This window comes from Hymenobacter mellowenesis (assembly GCF_030581005.1).
Lineage (GTDB): Bacteria > Bacteroidota > Bacteroidia > Cytophagales > Hymenobacteraceae > Hymenobacter > Hymenobacter mellowenesis.
This window is the reverse complement of record NZ_JAUQSX010000010.1, coordinates 37,070-52,936: the sequence shown is the minus strand read 5'-3', so window position 1 is coordinate 52,936 and position 15,867 is coordinate 37,070. Positions and strand designations below refer to the sequence as shown.

Sequence of the window (15,867 nt, the reverse complement as noted above, 5' to 3'; positions counted from 1 at the left end):
CGCTGCGCTCTGCATGACGTTCTAAAATATTCCCTATGCCCCGACATTCCGCCGAAGAAACCCTTGCTACGCTGCTCCGATACCCCGTGGTGCCCGTGTTCTATCATGCCGATTTAGCTTACACTCAGCGCATCCTGCAAGCCTGTTACACCGGCGGCATTCGCGTGTTTGAGTTTGTGAACCGGGGCGAGAAGGCGCTGGAGGTGTTCACGCAGCTACAGTCGTTCGTGGCCGAGCAGTGCCCGGATATGATTCTGGGCATCGGCACCATTTACAAGGCCGACGACGCCGAGCGGTTCATTGCGGCCGGTGCCGAGTTTGTGGTGCAGCCCTGCGCCACCGCCGAGGTAGCCGACGTGTGCCGTAGCCGCAACATTCCGTGGCTTCCCGGCGCCATGACCCCCACCGAGATTTACAGCGCCAGCGAGCTAGGCGCCGCCGTGGTGAAGATTTTCCCTGGTAATCTGGTCGGTCCCGATTATGTGAAAGCCCTGCGCGGCCCCATGCCTCACATCAAGCTCATGGTGACGGGCGGCGTGGAGCCCACCCGCGAAAGCCTCAGCGCCTGGTTTGGCGCCGGCGTGAATGCGGTGGGCATGGGCTCGCAGCTGTTCAAGAATGCCGACGATACCGCCGCCCTCAGCGCCAGCATCACCGAACTGATGCAAACGGTGGCGACGCTAAAAAAGAATTAGTAAGTAATAAGGAACGTCATGCTGAGCGCAGTCGAAGCATCTCTACCGAGCAAGTAATCAATGACGACTGCAACGAAGCGGTAGAGATGCTTCGACTGCGCTCAGCATGACGTTCTCCCTGAATCTGTGCTGCCCGAGTAACCCGTTTCAAATTCCCGAACTCGATATATGGCTTATTCCGCTCCGGCGCCGCCGGCTTCCCCGCTGGCCACCGCCAATGCCACCATCGGCAAATTCCGCTGGACCATCTGCGCCTTGGTGTTTTTTGCCACCACCATCAACTACCTCGACCGGGCGGTTATCTCGCTGCTGAAGCCCTACCTGGAAACGGAGTTTCACTGGAACTCAGGCGACTACGCCAACATCGAAATTGCCTTCAAGCTGGCCTACGCCGTGGGCATGGTGGGTGCCGGCCGCATCATCGACAAGCTGGGTACGAAGCTGGGCTACGCGCTTTCAACCGCACTGTGGAGCGTGGCGGCTATGGGGCACGCGCTGGTAGCCAGTACGTTTGGCTTTGGCATTGCGCGGGCCTTCCTGGGCATCACGGAGGCCGGCAACTTTCCGGCCGCCATCAAAACCACGGCCGAGTGGTTTCCGCAGCGGGAGCGGGCGCTGGCCACGGGCATCTTCAACTCGGGCTCGAACGTGGGCGCCATCGTGGCGCCGCTGTCGGTGCCGTTCATCGCGGAGCACTACGGCTGGAAATGGGCTTTCCTGATTACGGGCGCGCTGGGCTTTATCTGGCTGGTGCTCTGGATGATGTTTTACGAAACCCCCGCCAAGCACGCCCGCTTGTCGAAGGCTGAGTTTGACTACATCAATGCCGATATTCCAGTGGGCCTGCCCTCGGAAGGTGTGACCGAAGAGAAGCCCAAGGCCTCGTGGGCCACGCTGCTGGGCTTCAAGCAAACCTGGGCCTTCGTCATTGGCAAGTTCCTGACGGACCCCATCTGGTGGTTCTACCTGTTCTGGTTGCCCGATTTCCTGGGCAAGCAATACGGCCTGAAAGGGACGGACATTGCCCTGCCGGTAGCGGCGGTATACGTGCTGTCGAGCATAGGCAGCGTGGGCGGCGGCTACCTGCCGCTGGGCTTCATCAAGCGCGGCATGCCCGCGTTCCAGGCCCGTAAGACTGCCATGCTGGTTATTGCTTTCTGCGTGTTCCCCATCGTGTTTGCGCAGTGGCTGGGCGGCATGAATATGTGGCTGGCGGTGCTGGTGATTGGCATCGCGGCGGCGGCCCACCAAGCCTGGAGCGCCAACATCTTCACCACCGTGTCGGACATGTTCCCGAAGCGCGCGGTGGGCTCCGTCACGGGCATTGGCGGCATGGCGGGCGGCCTGGGCGGCATCGCCCTCACGGCGCTGGTGCAGAAGCGCATGTTCGTGCACTTCGAAAGCATTGGCCAGATTGACAAGGCGTACTACATCATGTTCTTCATCTGCGGCGCGGCCTATTTGCTGGCCTGGGTGCTGATGTTCACGCTGGTACCCCGCATGGAGCCCATCAAGCTCGACGACGAATAATGAATGTTGAAACGGCGCGGCGCCTCACGGGAGCCGCGCCGTTTTGTTCTCTTCAAAACGAATACTTGAATATGAAAATGCGGCCACTGCTGCTGGCTTTGTTGCTGGCCTTGCCTCTTTTTGCCTTTGCTCAGGCACCCAACCCCAAAAACATGGCAGTTGTCAAGGAAATAGAAGCGTTGGAGCGTCAGCGCTTCGAGGCGCAGGTGAAAAAGGATTACGCCTTTCTCGAAAAAGCTTTTGGCGATGACCTGGTGTACACCCACGGCAGCGGCGTGCAGAACAGCAAGGTCGAATACATCCAAAGCATCAAAGACGGCAAAAGCCAGTATGGCAAAATCGAAGTTGAAGCGATGAATGTGCGCGTGTATAACGAGGATAAAACGGCCGTGGTGAACGGCACCATCCGCATTACCTCGCCGCCCCAGGCCGATGGCAGCACCAGCGTGGCCCACATCAAGTACGTGGTTGTCCAAATCAAAGACAAGAAAAAGGGCTGGCAGGTAGTGCTGTGGCAGGCCCAGAAACAAGCCAGCTAAAAATGTAGCGTGGACTCTGCAAGTCCGCGCCTGCCCGAACGAACTATCTAAAATTGCCCATGCGCGGACTCGCAGAGTCCACGCTACAAGTCCCACCCATGTCCCAAGCCCAGACCACCGAAAATTCCCTGGCCACCCCCGTTGGCACCACGCTGGAACGCTACATCAAGCGCAAGGAAGCCGAATTTGCCTATGCCACCGGCGAGCTGAGCCAGCTGCTGCGCGACATTGCGCTAGCCGGCAAAATCGTGAACCGCGAGGTGAACCGGGCAGGCCTGTCGCGCATCACCGGGGCCATGGGCGAGAAAAACGTGCAGGGCGAAAACCAGCAGAAGCTCGACGTGGAAGCCAACATCCGTTTCATCCGGGCCCTCACGAACGGGGGCGAGGCCTGCGCCATTCTCTCCGAGGAAGACGAGCACATCATCGAAACCGGCAACACCAACGGCAAGTACGTGGTGGCCATCGACCCGCTCGACGGCTCGTCGAACATTGATGTGAACATCAGCATTGGCACCATTTTCAGCATCTACCGGCGGGTGTCGCGCATTGGCGGGCCGGCCCGCAAGGAAGACTTTTTGCAGGGCGGCCGGTCGCAGGTAGCGGCGGGCTACATTCTGTATGGCTCCAGCACCATGCTGGTGTACACCACCGGGCACGGCGTGGCGGGCTTCACGTACGAGAATTCGCTGGGTGAATTCTTCCTCTCGCACCCCGACATCAAGATTCCGCGCCAGGGGCCGGTGTTCAGCTGCAACGAGGGCAACTGGTTCGATTACCCGGAATTCGTCCGCACCTTCCTGATGACTTGCAAGGAGCGCCGCCTCACGGCGCGCTACGTGGGCTCGCTGGTGGCCGACTACCACCGCAACCTCTTTACGGGCGGCATCTACCTCTACCCGCCTACCGTGCAGAAGCCCGAGGGCAAGCTGCGCCTGCTCTACGAGGGCTACCCGCTGGCTTTCCTCATCGAGCAGGCTGGCGGCATGGCCGTGACCGGCGCCGACGTGGTGCTCGACGTGCATCCCACCGCCGACCTGCATCAGCGCGCCCCTCTGTTCGTAGGCTCGGCCGATTTGGTGGAGGAATTGCAGGCCGTCGCGGCCCAGTAAGCGCATGATGGGGCGTGGTAAAGTACTGCTGGGCATGTTGATGGTGCTGGGTGCAATGCTCAGCGCCCGCGCCCAACAGCCCACCACCAACGTGCTGGACTGGAAAGCCCCGACCACCCTCAGCACCTACTTGCTTCAACGACTGCACGAACAGTACGCGCCCCGCGCGGCCCAACTGGATTACGCCGCGCAGTCGGCCGCTAACGCTATGGCCTACCGCGACAGCGTGCGGGCCCGTTTCCGGCGGGTGCTTGGGCCGCTGCCGACGACGCGCACGCCGCTGCGGGCGCAGGTGACGGGCCAGCTGGCCCGCGCGGGCTTCCGCATCGAGAAAGTCATCTACGAAAGCACGCCCAACCACCACGTCACGGCCAATCTGTACGTGCCGGCTGGGGCGGGCAGATGGCCGGCGGTGCTGTTTCCGTGCGGCCACGAAGCGGAGGGCAAAGCCACAGTGAGCTACCAGCAAACGGCTATGCTGTTTGCCCTGAACGGTTTTGCCGTGCTCGTGCCCGACCCCGTTTCGCAGGGCGAGCGCATGCAGCTGACCGATGCTGCGGGCAAACCCCTCACGCGCGGTGGCACCACCGAGCACACCCTGCTGAATGCCCAGGCCGCCCTGGTGGGCCGCACGCTGCCCGCCGCCGAGCTTTGGGACAACGTGCGCAGCCTCGACTACCTGGCCAGCCGGCCCGAAGTGGACACGGCGCGCCTGGGCTGCCTGGGCAACTCGGGCGGCGCCACCCAAACGGCTTACTTGATGGCCTTCGACCCGCGCCTGAAAGCCGCCGCCTTGTGCAGCTACGTGGCCGCCGGCGAGCGCAACCTGGAGCTGACCGGGCCGGCCGATGGCTGCGTGATGCTGCCCGGCGCCGGCCGCGCCCGGCTCGACCTGGCCGACTGGCCCATCATGTTTGCGCCCAAACCGCTGCGCATTCTAGCCGGCCGCTATGATTTTGTGGACTACACGCAGATTCAAGCGGTACAAGCCGAAGCCTTGCGGGTGTACATGGCCCTGGGTAAGTTTGAGCGAATCAGCATGTTCACGTACGACGACGGCCACGGCATCTCCAAGCCGAAGCGGGCAGATGCCGTGGTGTGGTTTCGGCGGTGGCTGGGCGAAGCGGCGGGAGAGCCGGTGGTGGAGGGCAACCTGCCTGTTTCCACCGCGAAGGAGTTGCAGTGCACGGCCACCGGACAGGTGAACACCAGCTTCGCCAAGGAGGAAAACCTGTCGGCCTTTTACCAGGCCGAAGCCAAACGGCTGGCGAAGTCCCGGCCCGCTTTCGAGTCCACGGAAACCCATTCTGCGCTGACCTGGCCGCTGGGCTGGGATGTGGTGACGCGGTACCATCCCTTGATTTACCCCAAGCGCCCGAGCACGTTTGTGCGGGCTGAGGCCCGCGACACGCTGCGCCGCACCGGCCTGGCGCTTCAAAAACTCATTCTGCGAGGCGACACGCACCTGCCGCTGCCCGCCCTGCTGCTCACCTCTGACCAGCTGCCCGATGCAGAGCGCCGCACCCTTATCTGCTTCTCGGACCGAGGCAAAGCCGCGCTGGCCGACAGCACCGCCTGGCTGCGCTCCTTGCAAAGCCAGTACACCACCGTGCTGCTGGTGGACCTGCGCGGCCACGGCGAAACCGCCGACCCTGCCGCCGCCCTCGACCCCAAATACTACAACCGCGAGTACCGGCCGGCCCTCATCGGCCTGCACTTGGGCCAGTCGCTGCTCGCCCAGCGCGTGGAGGATGTATACATGCTCCTGCAATACTGCACCGTCACCCGGCGGGCCAGCGGCCCTGTTGATTTGTACGCCGACGGCCGCACCTCGGCGCTGGTGGCGCTGCACGCGGCCGTGCTGGCGCCGGGGCCGGGACCGGGCATTCAGCAGGTGAAACTGCGGGCCCTGCCGGCGTCGTACCAAAGCCAGCTGGCCACGCCCACAGCCCGCGACACTTACTCCGACGCGCTGCCCGGGGTGTTGCGCTACTACGACGTGCCCGACCTGGTGCGGGCCCTGGGCCAGCGGTTGGTGCTGGCCCGGCCCTAGCTACTGCGCGGCCGGAGCCTCCAGCAGCTCGTTCTGCCACAGCAACTGCTCGGCCTGGATAGGGTAGGGGACCCCCTGCCGGATAGCCTGGAACACGGCCTCGAACAAGCCCAGGTAGTTGCCGGGCGCGGCCGGGTCGGAGGTGGTGGCGAGGGTGCCGTCGGGGCCGGCCAGGGTGAGGCGGCCTTCTTCGCCGGGCTTTTCGCGGCCGTATTCGGGCGCCTCGGGCGACATGCCGCTCAGTAGCTGAGGTTCCTGCGGGTCGGTGCGGCCTTTTTGGTAGCTGCCCTGGGTGCCGTGCAACACGTAGGCCGGGCCGGGGGCGGCAATGAGCAGGCCGGCGGTGAGCCACACATTCAGGCCCTGCGGGTAGCGCAGCTGGAGCGAAAAGTAGTCGTCGACCAGCGTATTGGCGCGGTAGTGGCCCACGGTTTTATGGACGCTCAGTGGGCGGCCAAACAGGCTGATGGCCTGGTCCACGAGGTGCGGGCCGAGGTCGTAGAGCAGGCCGCTGCCGGGCAGGGCTTCTTCCTTGAATTTCTTGGGATTGAGGGTGGGCTTGTAGCGGTCGAAGCGGAAATGGGCTTCGATGAGCTGGCCCAACTGGCCGCTTTCCACCACGCGGCGCACGGCGCCGAAATCGGTGTCCCAGCGGCGGTTGTGGTAGGCCAGCACGTGGCGGTCCATCTTGGCGGCCAGGGCCAGCAGCTCCTGTAGCTGGGCTACGGAGGTGGCGACGGGCTTCTCGAGCAGCACGTGCTTGCCGGCGCGCAGGGCCTGGCTGGCCAGCTCGAAGTGAGTGCCGCTGGGCGTGTTCACCACCACCAGCTCGATGCTGGGGTCGGCCAGCAGCTCGGCCACGCTCTGGAAGCTGATGATGCCGGGGTAGTCGTGGTGCATGCGCTGTTCGGTGCGTTCGGCCACGGCATAGAGCTCGAAGCCGGGATGCGCGGCCAGAAAGGGCGCCTGAAAAAGCTTGCCCGACATGCCGTAGGCGAGCAGAGCGGTGCGAATGGGTGCGGTGGTCATGCCTCAAAAGTAACGCAGGAGCCGGGCAACCCGGGCGGCGCCGGGTAGTGGCTATTGCAGTAGGCGAGTGTTCCGTCAATCCGACACTCCACGCATTAAGTGGAGAGGGAATCTGGGTAAAACCGATAAGGCGCATTCTTCAAATCCCTCTCTCGACTTCATGCGTGGAATGTTGGAATGACAGCTCCGATTTAAATGTCCTCGTTGAAGCGAAGCATCGGGCGAACTTTCAAAAAATGAATATTCGCAGGAATCCTGAACTGGATGCTGTTTAGAAAATTATTGATAATCAATAGGTATGCGCCGCAAATGCGCAGAGTGGCTGGATTGCTTTTTTGATTGTGCCTAACTTGTACCGGGTTTTTAGCGCAATGTCGGGCACTATCCTTCGGGCCAGGCGTTTGCGTTTGAAAAAGCAGCCCCCCGGTTGGGGGCCGCGTCGTTGGGCGGCGCGGGGCTGTGCGGGCTGCTACATTGAAAATCCGGGGTTGCGCTGGGCTTGGTTAGCAAGCCGCACTACTACTGAAAACTGACTTTATGAATCGATACCTCATTATTACGACGGCTTGGTTGGGCTTGCTGCTGGGCAGCTATTCGGCGGCCCAAGCCCAGACGAAAGCGGCGCCGCCCGGCACCGCGCCTGCCGCCGCGGCGCCGCGCTACAAAGTGGGCACTCTGGCCACCGACCCGGCCCAGTACATTGCCGACGTGCAAAGCATGATGGCCAGCACCCGCAACGCCGCCGCCATGGCCACCGCCGCCCGCCTGAAAGAGCTGTGGGGCTCGAACCGCCTCACCTCCTCGCAGCAGGCGCGCATCGTGGCCCTGTCGCAGGTGATGCTGGCCCAGCATTTCCGGCCGCGTCCGCACTTCGAAACCTTGTTTGGTGCCATCATCGGCGGGGCCACCAAGGCCAAGCTCAGCGACGCCCAGATGGACCAGTACCTCGATGTGCTGGGCCAGACCCTGCAAAAGGAGGCGCCGCAGGAAACCGAGAAGTTCATGGTGACCACCAACCGCTTCCTGAACGGTGGCTACCTCTACCGCACCGGCTTCAACTCGCTGCGGGCTGTGGGCGGCACCGTGTCGTTTGCGTATTCGCCCATTGCCGCGCCGGTTTCCAACCTCGATTTCAACGCCGCGCCTGCGCCCAAGGAGGAGCCCCTGCCCGCCGCGCCCAAGCCCGTGGCCAAGAAGCCGGTAGCCAAGGCCGCTCCCAAACCCGCAGCCAAGCCCGCGCCCAAGAAGAAGGCCAGCAGCAGCGGCTGGGACACGGCCGACATCTGGTCGTCGCCCTCGGGCGGCGGCTGGGGCGATGCCGACGACGGCTGGGGTGCCCCCGTGAAGAAAAAAGCTCCGGCCAAAAAACCGGTGGCTAAAGCCGCCCCCGCCAAAGCCAGCCCGGCCGCCACGAAAACGCCTTCCGCAGCGGAAATAGCGGCTAAAGCGGCCGAGTTCGAGACGCCCACGGCCAGCTTCACGCCCTCGGCCGCGCCTTATGAGGAATACCAGGCGCCGCCCGCCCGTGGCGCCGTGCTGGTCATTAAAGACGCCGATTTGTTCATGGCTTCGGCCGGCGACTCGGTGTTTATCAAGAAGGTGAGCGGTACGGCCGTGCCCAATTCCAACCGCTTCATTGGCAGCGGCGGGCAGTTTGTGTGGTCCATCAAGAGCAATCTGGTGACGGCCGATTTGGCAGGCTTCGACTTCGACATGAGCAAGCCCGAGTTCACGGCCCAGCCCGTGACGCTGACTTATCCGGCCGTGCTGGAAGCGCCCGTGAAAGGCGCCCTCAGCTACAAGGCCGTGCGCCGCAAGCCCGGCGCCCCCGACAACGGCTACCCGCGCTTCATCTCGCTCACCAACGACGCCCGCATCAAGAGCCTGGGCGACAACATTCAGTACCGCGGCGGTCTGTCGATGGCCGGCGGCCGGGTGCTGAGCGCGGCCCTCGACGGCTCGCTCTCCAACCTCACGGTGAGCCTCGACGGCAAGCCCAAGTTCAAGGCCGCCTCACGGGCGTACGTGCTCGGCGACTCCCTGATTACGGCCACCCGTGCCGCCGTCACCATCTACGAAGGCACCAAGGACTCCGTGACGCACCCCGGCGCGCAGCTCAAATACTCCAAAGCCAAGCAACAGCTCAAGCTTTCGCGCGAGGAGGGTATCTACAAAAACACGCCCTACAGCGACTCCTACCACCAGATGGAAATCCGGACGCAGGCCCTGACCTGGAACCTGCGCCAGCCCACGGTGAACTTCGAGGTGCTGTCGTCGAAAAACCAGCAGTCGGCCGATTTTGAGAGCAAGGAATTCTTCACCAACAACCGCTACCAGCAGCTCAAAAGCATCAACCGCCTGCACCCGCTGCAGATGTTGGTGGGCTACAGCCAGACGCACGGCGACATAAAAGTCATCAGCGTGAGCGACCTGGCCCGCGACCTGCAAACCTCGGAAGACAACATGCGCAGCGCCGCCTCGGGCCTGACGCGCGACGGCTACGTGAGTTGGAACCCGCAAACCGGCGAGGTCACCATTCTGCCCAAGGGCTTCCACTACGTGGCTTCGGCCCGCGATAAGAAGGACTACGACCACTTGGCCATCAAGTCGTTATCGGGTTCGGGTCGCAACGCCACGCTCAACCTGAACACCAACGAGCTGCTGGTGCGCGGCGTGGAGCGCTTCAACTTTTCCGACGATTCGGCCACGGTATTCGTGAAGCCGGACAGCTCCATCATCCGCATCGGCAAGAACCGGAACATTGATTTCAGCGGCACGGTGGTGGCGTCGGCCATGCGCTTCAAGGGCCGCGAGTTCAAGTTCGACTACGACGGTTTTTACGTCGACATGGCCAAGATTGACTCCATCGTCATTCGCAGCGAAGCCAAGGACGCCAAGGGCAAGCCCAACGGCAAAAAAGCCGATTTTGCCCTCACCAACAAAGGCAAAACCTCCAGCGGCCGCCTGTTTCTGAATGACCCCAAGAATAAGTCGGGCCGCAAGAAGAAGCCACAGTACCCGTCGTTCGATTCCAAAACTGGCTCCAACGTCTTCTTCGGCAAGCAGGACGTGCTGGGCGGCGCCTACGACTCGACGATGGTGTTCGACATTCCGCCCTTCAAGCTCGACTCGCTCAACGGCATCAGCAAATCGGCGTCGGGCTTCGATGGTACCTTCCGAAGTGGCGGCATTCTGCCCGACCTCAAAACCAAGCTCACGGTGCAGGAAGACGGCTCGCTGGGCTTCACCTACGACGTGCCGAAGGACGGCTTCCCGCTCTATAAGGGCCGGGGCCGGGTGTACAACAAGGTAAAGATGGACGGCAAAGGCCTGCAGGCCGACGGCACCATTACCTACCAGTCGGGCACGTTCACGTCGAACAGCTTCGTGTTCTACCGCGACTCGGTGGTGACCGTGGGCAAAACCGGCGCCATCGCGGCCAAGAAAACGGCCACGGCCGACATTCCGAAGATGACCCTGCCCACCGGCTACCTCATGAACTGGAACGTGCGCCAGGACTCCATGTACCTCACCACCCCGCGCAGCGGCGAGGCCATCAAGCTCTATTCGGGCCCCGTGGACCCCAAAACCAAGCTGGCATCGGGCTACAACTTCAAGGGCACAGCCCTGCTGACACCCCACAACGCGGGCGGCAGCGGCCGCCTCGACGGGCCGCAGTCATTCATCAAGTCGCCGGCATTTACCTTCAAAACCGACAGCTACTCCGGGCGCAATGCCGCGCTCAGCGTGAAATCGGCCGAAACCAACAAGCCGGCCCTCACGGCCAACGACGTGGCGTTTGAGTATAACATGCAGAAGGGCTACGCTGATTTCAAACGTGAAGAAGGCAGCAAGGCCAGCATCGATTTGCCGTACTCGAAGTTCAAAACCACGCTGAGCGATGGGCACTGGGACTTCAAGAAAAAGCAGGTGAAGCTGCGCGTGGCGGCCAATTCCGACTCCACCAAGTCGTACTTCTACTCCACCAACCCCGACCAGCTGGGCCTGAAATTTAAAGCCGCCACGGCCACCTACGACCTGGCCAAGTACCGCATGCAGGTGGGCGGCGTGCCCTACATCGCCTCGGCCGACGCTTGGGTGTACCCCGATTCGGGCAAGGTGAGCATCGGGGCCAATGGCAAGCTGCAGCGCTTCAAAAACGCCGGCGTGGTGCTCGACTCCCTGGCTAAGTTCCACCGCCTGAGCAAGGGCAGCATCGAGGTGTTGTCGAAAGCCTCCTTCACCGGCACGGCCGAGTACACCTTCAAAACCGCGCGCGACTCGGTGGCTTTGCGCTTCTCCAACTTCCAGGCCGATTCCGGCGCGGTGGCCGGCACCCGCAAGGGCGGCAAAGGCCTGCTGAGCCGCAAACCCAAGCCCACCGAAGACGGCGAAACCACCGTGGGGCCGCCCACCGTGGCCACGGCCGTGGTAAACTCCAACAGCAAGTTCCAGCTTACGCCGCGCATCGGCTACCGGGGCAACGTGCAGCTGAACTCACAGCGACGCGGCTTCGCCTTCGATGGCCAGGTGCAGCTGCAGTTCGGCAAAAACCGCGCGTCGGCCGAGTGGATTGCGGTGAAGGACTCTATTGACCCGAAGAACTTTAGCCTGGGCTTGCAGGACATCAAGGCCGAGGACGGGACACCGCTTGTGACGGGCCTGTTCATGTCGGACCAGAGCAACAAGGTGTACCCGCTCTATGCCGCCACGGTGCCCAACCCCACCGATATTCCGATTTTCAAGGTGGATGGCAAGCTGCGCTACGACGACAAAAAGGGCATCTACAGCATCTCGCGGCGCGACATGGACGACGTGAACGCCTACGAAGGCGCCGCCATGACCTACACCGACGAAACCAACTCGCTCAGCTTCCGCGGGCCGATGTCGTTTATCGGCACCAGCAAGGACTACAAGATGGTGGCCAGCGGCGTGGGCACCGCCAACCCCGACAGCGCCCGCTACTCGGTGGATGCCCTGCTGGGCCTCGACATCAACATGCCGCCCAAGGCCATCGAGGCCATGGGCGCCGAACTGGCCCGCGTCACCAAGGGCTCGATGGAAGCGCAGGACGGCTCCACCAACGAGCTCTACAAGCTGGCCCAGTTCATCGGCGACAAGGGCACGGAAGGTTACGCCAGCCACCGCGGCGCCGCCGACCCGCTCATTCGCCTCTCGCCCAAGCTGGCCCACACTCTGGTGCTGAGCAAGGTGAACCTGCGCTGGAGCGAGAAGAAGCGCGCCTGGTATTCGGTGGGCCCCATCGGCCTGTCGGGCGTGGGCAAAACGGCCCTTAACGCCATGGTGGAAGGCCACGTGGAAATCCGCCGCGACAACTCGACCGACGTGGTGGAGGTGTACCTGGAGCCCGAGCCCCAGACCTGGTTCTACCTGAAATACGCCAACAACCTGCTGCTGGCCAAGGCCTCCAGCGAAGCCTTCGACGGCGAAATCGGCGGCAAGCAGAAGGGTGACTACCAGACGGCCACCACCTACGGCGTGTTCCTGGGCGAGTTCTCCGACGTCGACAACTTCCGTTCGCACTTCCAGAAGGACTACCTGGGCAAAACCGGCAAGCTGGCCGCCCGCCCCGCCGCCGCCGCGCCCACCGGCAACTTCGACAACTTCGAGGATAAGAAGAAAAAGAAGAAGGGCAAAAACGACGACGCCTTCGGCAGCGACGACGCCAACGCCAACCCCGGCAGCGTGCCCGCTGAGGAGGCCCCGGCCACGACCAAAAAAAAGAAGAAGAAGGACAACGACCCCTTCGGCGACAGCGCCGCCGACGAGCCCGCCCCGGCCCCGGCCAAAACCAAGGAAAAGGACAAAGCCGCCGCGCCCGCTGCTGCCGATGCTCCGGCCGCCGAGCCCAAAAAGGAAAAGGCCAAGGACAAAGCGGCTGATGTCACGCCCGCCGCCGATGCCCCCGCCGCCGAGCCCGACCCCGCCCAGGCCAAAAAAGAAGCCGAGCGCCAGGCCAAGGAAGCCGAAAAGCTGAAAAAGGAGGAGGAGAAAAAGAAGAAGGAAGAAGAGAAGCAGAAGAAGAAAAAAGCCGACGACCCGTTCGGAGATAGTTAGGCCAAACTGATCGGACCTGAACGAAACCCGCCCGTCATGCTGAGCGCAGTTGAAGCATCTTTACCGCAGTAGTAAATCCTGCCGAATGGATTACTCTCGCGGTAGAGATGCTTCGACTTCGCTCAGCATGACGTTCTTTTATAGCCCCGATTCCTCGAATTACCCCTGCATGCATTACCTCTACATCGCCCTCGCCCTCCTCGTTGCCTACCTGCTTGGTTCCATTCCTACGGCGCTGTGGGTGGGCCGCCGCTTCTTCAACCTGGCCGACATCCGGGAGCATGGGTCCGGCAATGCCGGTGCCACCAACACCTTCCGGGTGCTGGGCCCCAAAGCGGGCACGGCCGTGCTGCTTATCGACGCGTTGAAGGGTTTTGTGGCGGCTTATTTCCTGCCGCAGTGGCTGGTGGGCGAGGGCGCCATCGCGCCCGAGCACGAGCTTTACTACCGGCTGGCCTGCGGGGCACTGGCCGTGGTGGGGCACATCTACCCGGTGTTTGCGCAGTTTCGGGGCGGCAAGGGCGTGGCCACCATCCTGGGCATGATGCTGGGCGTGGCCCCGGCCACGGTAGGCGTGTGCATGCTCGTCTTCATCGTGATGCTGCTGCTTTTCCGCTACGTTTCGCTGGCCAGTATGACGGCCGGCGTGTGCTTTGCGCTGCTGCAACTGCTGCCGCAGTTTCGGCCGCAGCAGCCGTTTCTGGTGTGGGTGGGGTTCGGGCTGGCCGCGCTGCTGATTTACACTCATCGGGCCAATATCGGGCGGCTGCGCAGCGGCACGGAAAGCCGCGTGCCGCTTCCGTGGGCGAAGAAGTAGGGGAGGCAATATCCAACGTGCTTGCTTGGCGCCGTTTTGGAGTCGGTGTATAGGCTGAGCGAGGTAGGGGCGGGGCTTGACCCCGCCCGCTGTTGAACGAAATACTTGTTTCGGCGCGGGCGTCCGGGCGGAGGCAAGCCCCGCTCCTACTTCCAATTAGCCCCGCAATGGCTCTAATGAAGCGCAGCCAGCCATTCCATGATTTTTCTTTTCTCCTCAGCGCCTAATAGGTGGCAGTGTGTGTAGGCGGCTTTGCTTTCGTCAAGGTCGTCGCTGTCGAAAACGGGCCTCATAGCAAAGGAATTTCGGCGCAACTTTTTGATTTCAAAAGTCAGGGTATCGCCCTCGTTGAAGTAGTACGGAGGTCCCAGTTTAACTACAAAGCCTCGGCTGGCTGCTGAAGGCAGCGGAATATCAATCGGCGTATATCCCACACTCCACACAGTGACCAAATCGTCTGCCGGCGGGGCAGAAGAATAGGAAAAGGTCGCTGTACCTGCCGCAGTAGTTACGGCGCCATTCTTTGTTTTTCGGCTGATAATGCTGACCCCAGGTAGTGGTACCCGGCTAGTTCTGTCAACTACCAAAAAGCAATAGGTAGGCATGGCATCCGCACGGCAAGGAAGCGAATGCGCGATTCGGCTGGTGTCGGCCGGGGTTTTTTCAAAATACAGTTGGAGGTGATGGGCCTTCACAACGAAGGTGCCCTGGCCCGAAGTCGAACCCGTGCAGCCAGAGCTACGGTAGTAAAAGCGGTTTCCATCGAAATGGAACAGGTCGCTTTGGAAGCCTCGCTCTTTCTCAATGGTCTGAAACCAGCCTTTTAGTGCCTGCGCAGGACTTTCGTATGCCGTCATTAAAATGAGCAGGGTAAATAGCGTCTTAGTCATGGGCGCTAAAGCAAGGGAGGGGAGAAGATAAGAAGTTGATTGGATGATGACGGAACCCTTTCTTTTGCACATGCCCGCTGGCGTGCGCCGGCAAACTGAGACGCCATCTGTAGCGCCCCCAACCCCCGCCCTGCCCGCTCAAAACCCCGGAATTAGCGCGGGGAAATTCTTCGGTCGGGCGGGGAAGTGCTTCGGAGAGGGTGACGGAAGCTTCGGGTGGGGCGGGCGGGGCTTAGGCCGGGCGGGGCACTGCGTGGGGCGGGTGGGGCTTCGAGGGAGCGAAAACTATTTCGTACGGCGCGGCGCGGTAATGCCCAAGCGGTGCTTTACCTTGAGACTGTTTAGTAAGTCGGTTTGAGGGTGTAGAGACGCACAATTACGTCTCGTCGTTGAACAGTAACGATGGTTTTCCCCGGCCGCCCGCAGCGGCCGGGGTTTTGTTTTGAAGGAACCGGGGGGCCGCCACCCCGGCCGGCCCGCACCGTATAAGGGAAGGTATCTATTCCCGCAAGCTATGCTTCGTCCCACCATCCTCGCCCTTTGCGGCCTGCTGCTGATGCGCCCGGCCGCTGCCCAAACCTCGCCCCCGCCCACCGCCAGCCGCTCCGTGGCGGCACCTGTGGGTTATAACTGGCAGCTGCTGCCCGAAGTGAACGCAGCCGTGCTCAAGCCCTTTACCTGGAACTACAAAGCCGAAGCCAGCCGCGACGCGCAAGCCTATTTTGTGACCCGCGAGCGAATTGTGGGCAGCGGGCAGTTCCAAACCGGCTTGTCGCTGAACGTGGTGCGGCGCATCAGTGCCCGGTCTAAGCAGCCGGCCGACGCCTACGCCCGGGCCTTCAGCGCCCGCAGCGGGCGCGGGGCGGGTATGCAGGTGCTGGGCCAGGAAACCAAGACGCAGGGGCCGCTGCGCCTCTACGGCGTGCGCTACCGCATAGCCAACGCTGGGACCAATGCCAAAATCATCCAGCAGTGGGCCATTGCCAACACCACCACCGATACCTTCTATCTGCTTCTTTTCGAAAGCCCCGAAAAAGACTGGCCCCTGGCCTGGAAATTCGGCGAGGAGATGATAAAGCAGCTGCGGCTCGATGCGAAAGTCTAGCGGGCGCTAGCTTCGCCGT

At 62.3% G+C, this 15,867-nt stretch carries 10 protein-coding genes; 8 read left to right on the top strand and 2 right to left on the bottom strand.

The genetic code is table 11. The annotated features are described in order from the left end of the window. The first annotated feature begins 35 nt into the window (after positions 1–35). The 5 genes from Q5H92_RS18165 (at position 36) to Q5H92_RS18145 (ending at position 5,929) form a co-directional block, all read left to right on the top strand. Positions 36–695 carry a beta/alpha barrel domain-containing protein gene (locus Q5H92_RS18165; RefSeq protein ID WP_305012978.1) on the top strand — a complete coding sequence of 220 codons (660 nt, stop codon included), beginning with the start codon at positions 36–38 and terminating at the stop codon, positions 693–695. A 168-nt stretch (positions 696–863) separates the two neighbouring features. Then, positions 864–2,225 (top strand): MFS transporter, encoded by a 1,362-nt coding sequence (locus Q5H92_RS18160; protein ID WP_305012977.1) that lies wholly within the window; start codon positions 864–866, stop codon positions 2,223–2,225. Positions 2,226–2,302: 77 nt separating this feature from the next. Continuing rightward, positions 2,303–2,764 carry a nuclear transport factor 2 family protein gene (locus Q5H92_RS18155; protein WP_305012976.1) on the top strand — a complete coding sequence of 154 codons (462 nt, stop codon included), beginning with the start codon at positions 2,303–2,305 and terminating at the stop codon, positions 2,762–2,764. 98 nt (positions 2,765–2,862) lie between these two features. After that, complete coding sequence (gene fbp / locus Q5H92_RS18150) at positions 2,863–3,876, top strand: class 1 fructose-bisphosphatase (protein WP_305012975.1); 1,014 nt, start codon at positions 2,863–2,865, stop codon at positions 3,874–3,876. Positions 3,877–3,880: 4 nt separating this feature from the next. After that, positions 3,881–5,929: an alpha/beta hydrolase family protein gene (locus Q5H92_RS18145; RefSeq protein WP_305012974.1), complete on the top strand. Its 2,049-nt coding sequence runs from the start codon at positions 3,881–3,883 to the stop codon at positions 5,927–5,929. On the opposite strand, the gene Q5H92_RS18140 is transcribed toward Q5H92_RS18145, so the two are convergent. Next, the gene (locus tag Q5H92_RS18140; protein ID WP_305012973.1) at positions 5,930–6,958 is read right to left on the bottom strand and encodes a Gfo/Idh/MocA family oxidoreductase; all 1,029 of its coding nucleotides are present in this window, start codon (positions 6,956–6,958) and stop codon (positions 5,930–5,932) included. 537 nt (positions 6,959–7,495) lie between these two features. On the opposite strand from Q5H92_RS18140, the gene Q5H92_RS18135 reads away from it, so the two are divergent. Together Q5H92_RS18135 and plsY are read left to right on the top strand one after the other, a co-directional pair. Beyond that, positions 7,496–13,036: a hypothetical protein gene (locus Q5H92_RS18135; RefSeq protein WP_305012972.1), complete on the top strand. Its 5,541-nt coding sequence runs from the start codon at positions 7,496–7,498 to the stop codon at positions 13,034–13,036. An 85-nt stretch (positions 13,037–13,121) separates the two neighbouring features. Continuing rightward, positions 13,122–13,853, top strand: coding sequence for a glycerol-3-phosphate 1-O-acyltransferase PlsY (gene plsY, locus Q5H92_RS18130; protein ID WP_369811163.1), 732 nt, complete (start codon positions 13,122–13,124; stop codon positions 13,851–13,853). A gap of 173 nt (positions 13,854–14,026) precedes the next feature. On the opposite strand, the gene Q5H92_RS18125 is transcribed toward plsY, so the two are convergent. Then, complete coding sequence (locus tag Q5H92_RS18125; protein WP_305012971.1) at positions 14,027–14,743, bottom strand: hypothetical protein; 717 nt, start codon at positions 14,741–14,743, stop codon at positions 14,027–14,029. Positions 14,744–15,257: 514 nt separating this feature from the next. Here Q5H92_RS18125 and Q5H92_RS18120 point away from each other — a divergent pair. Beyond that, positions 15,258–15,848, top strand: coding sequence for a hypothetical protein (locus tag Q5H92_RS18120; protein WP_305012970.1), 591 nt, complete (start codon positions 15,258–15,260; stop codon positions 15,846–15,848). The last annotated feature ends 19 nt before the right edge of the window (positions 15,849–15,867 follow it).

Coding starts and splice junctions, on each gene's coding strand:
- plsY (WP_369811163.1), top strand. CDS start 13,122: ATGGATTACTCTCGCGGTAGAGATGCTTCGACTTCGCTCAGCATGACG.
- Q5H92_RS18145 (WP_305012974.1), top strand. CDS start 3,881: ATGATGGGGCGTGGTAAAGTACTGCTGGGCATGTTGATGGTGCTGGGT.
- Q5H92_RS18135 (WP_305012972.1), top strand. CDS start 7,496: ATGAATCGATACCTCATTATTACGACGGCTTGGTTGGGCTTGCTGCTG.
- Q5H92_RS18120 (WP_305012970.1), top strand. CDS start 15,258: ATGCTTCGTCCCACCATCCTCGCCCTTTGCGGCCTGCTGCTGATGCGC.
- Q5H92_RS18125 (WP_305012971.1), bottom strand. CDS start 14,743: ATGACTAAGACGCTATTTACCCTGCTCATTTTAATGACGGCATACGAA.
- Q5H92_RS18155 (WP_305012976.1), top strand. CDS start 2,303: ATGCGGCCACTGCTGCTGGCTTTGTTGCTGGCCTTGCCTCTTTTTGCC.
- Q5H92_RS18140 (WP_305012973.1), bottom strand. CDS start 6,958: ATGACCACCGCACCCATTCGCACCGCTCTGCTCGCCTACGGCATGTCG.
- Q5H92_RS18160 (WP_305012977.1), top strand. CDS start 864: ATGGCTTATTCCGCTCCGGCGCCGCCGGCTTCCCCGCTGGCCACCGCC.
- fbp (WP_305012975.1), top strand. CDS start 2,863: ATGTCCCAAGCCCAGACCACCGAAAATTCCCTGGCCACCCCCGTTGGC.
- Q5H92_RS18165 (WP_305012978.1), top strand. CDS start 36: ATGCCCCGACATTCCGCCGAAGAAACCCTTGCTACGCTGCTCCGATAC.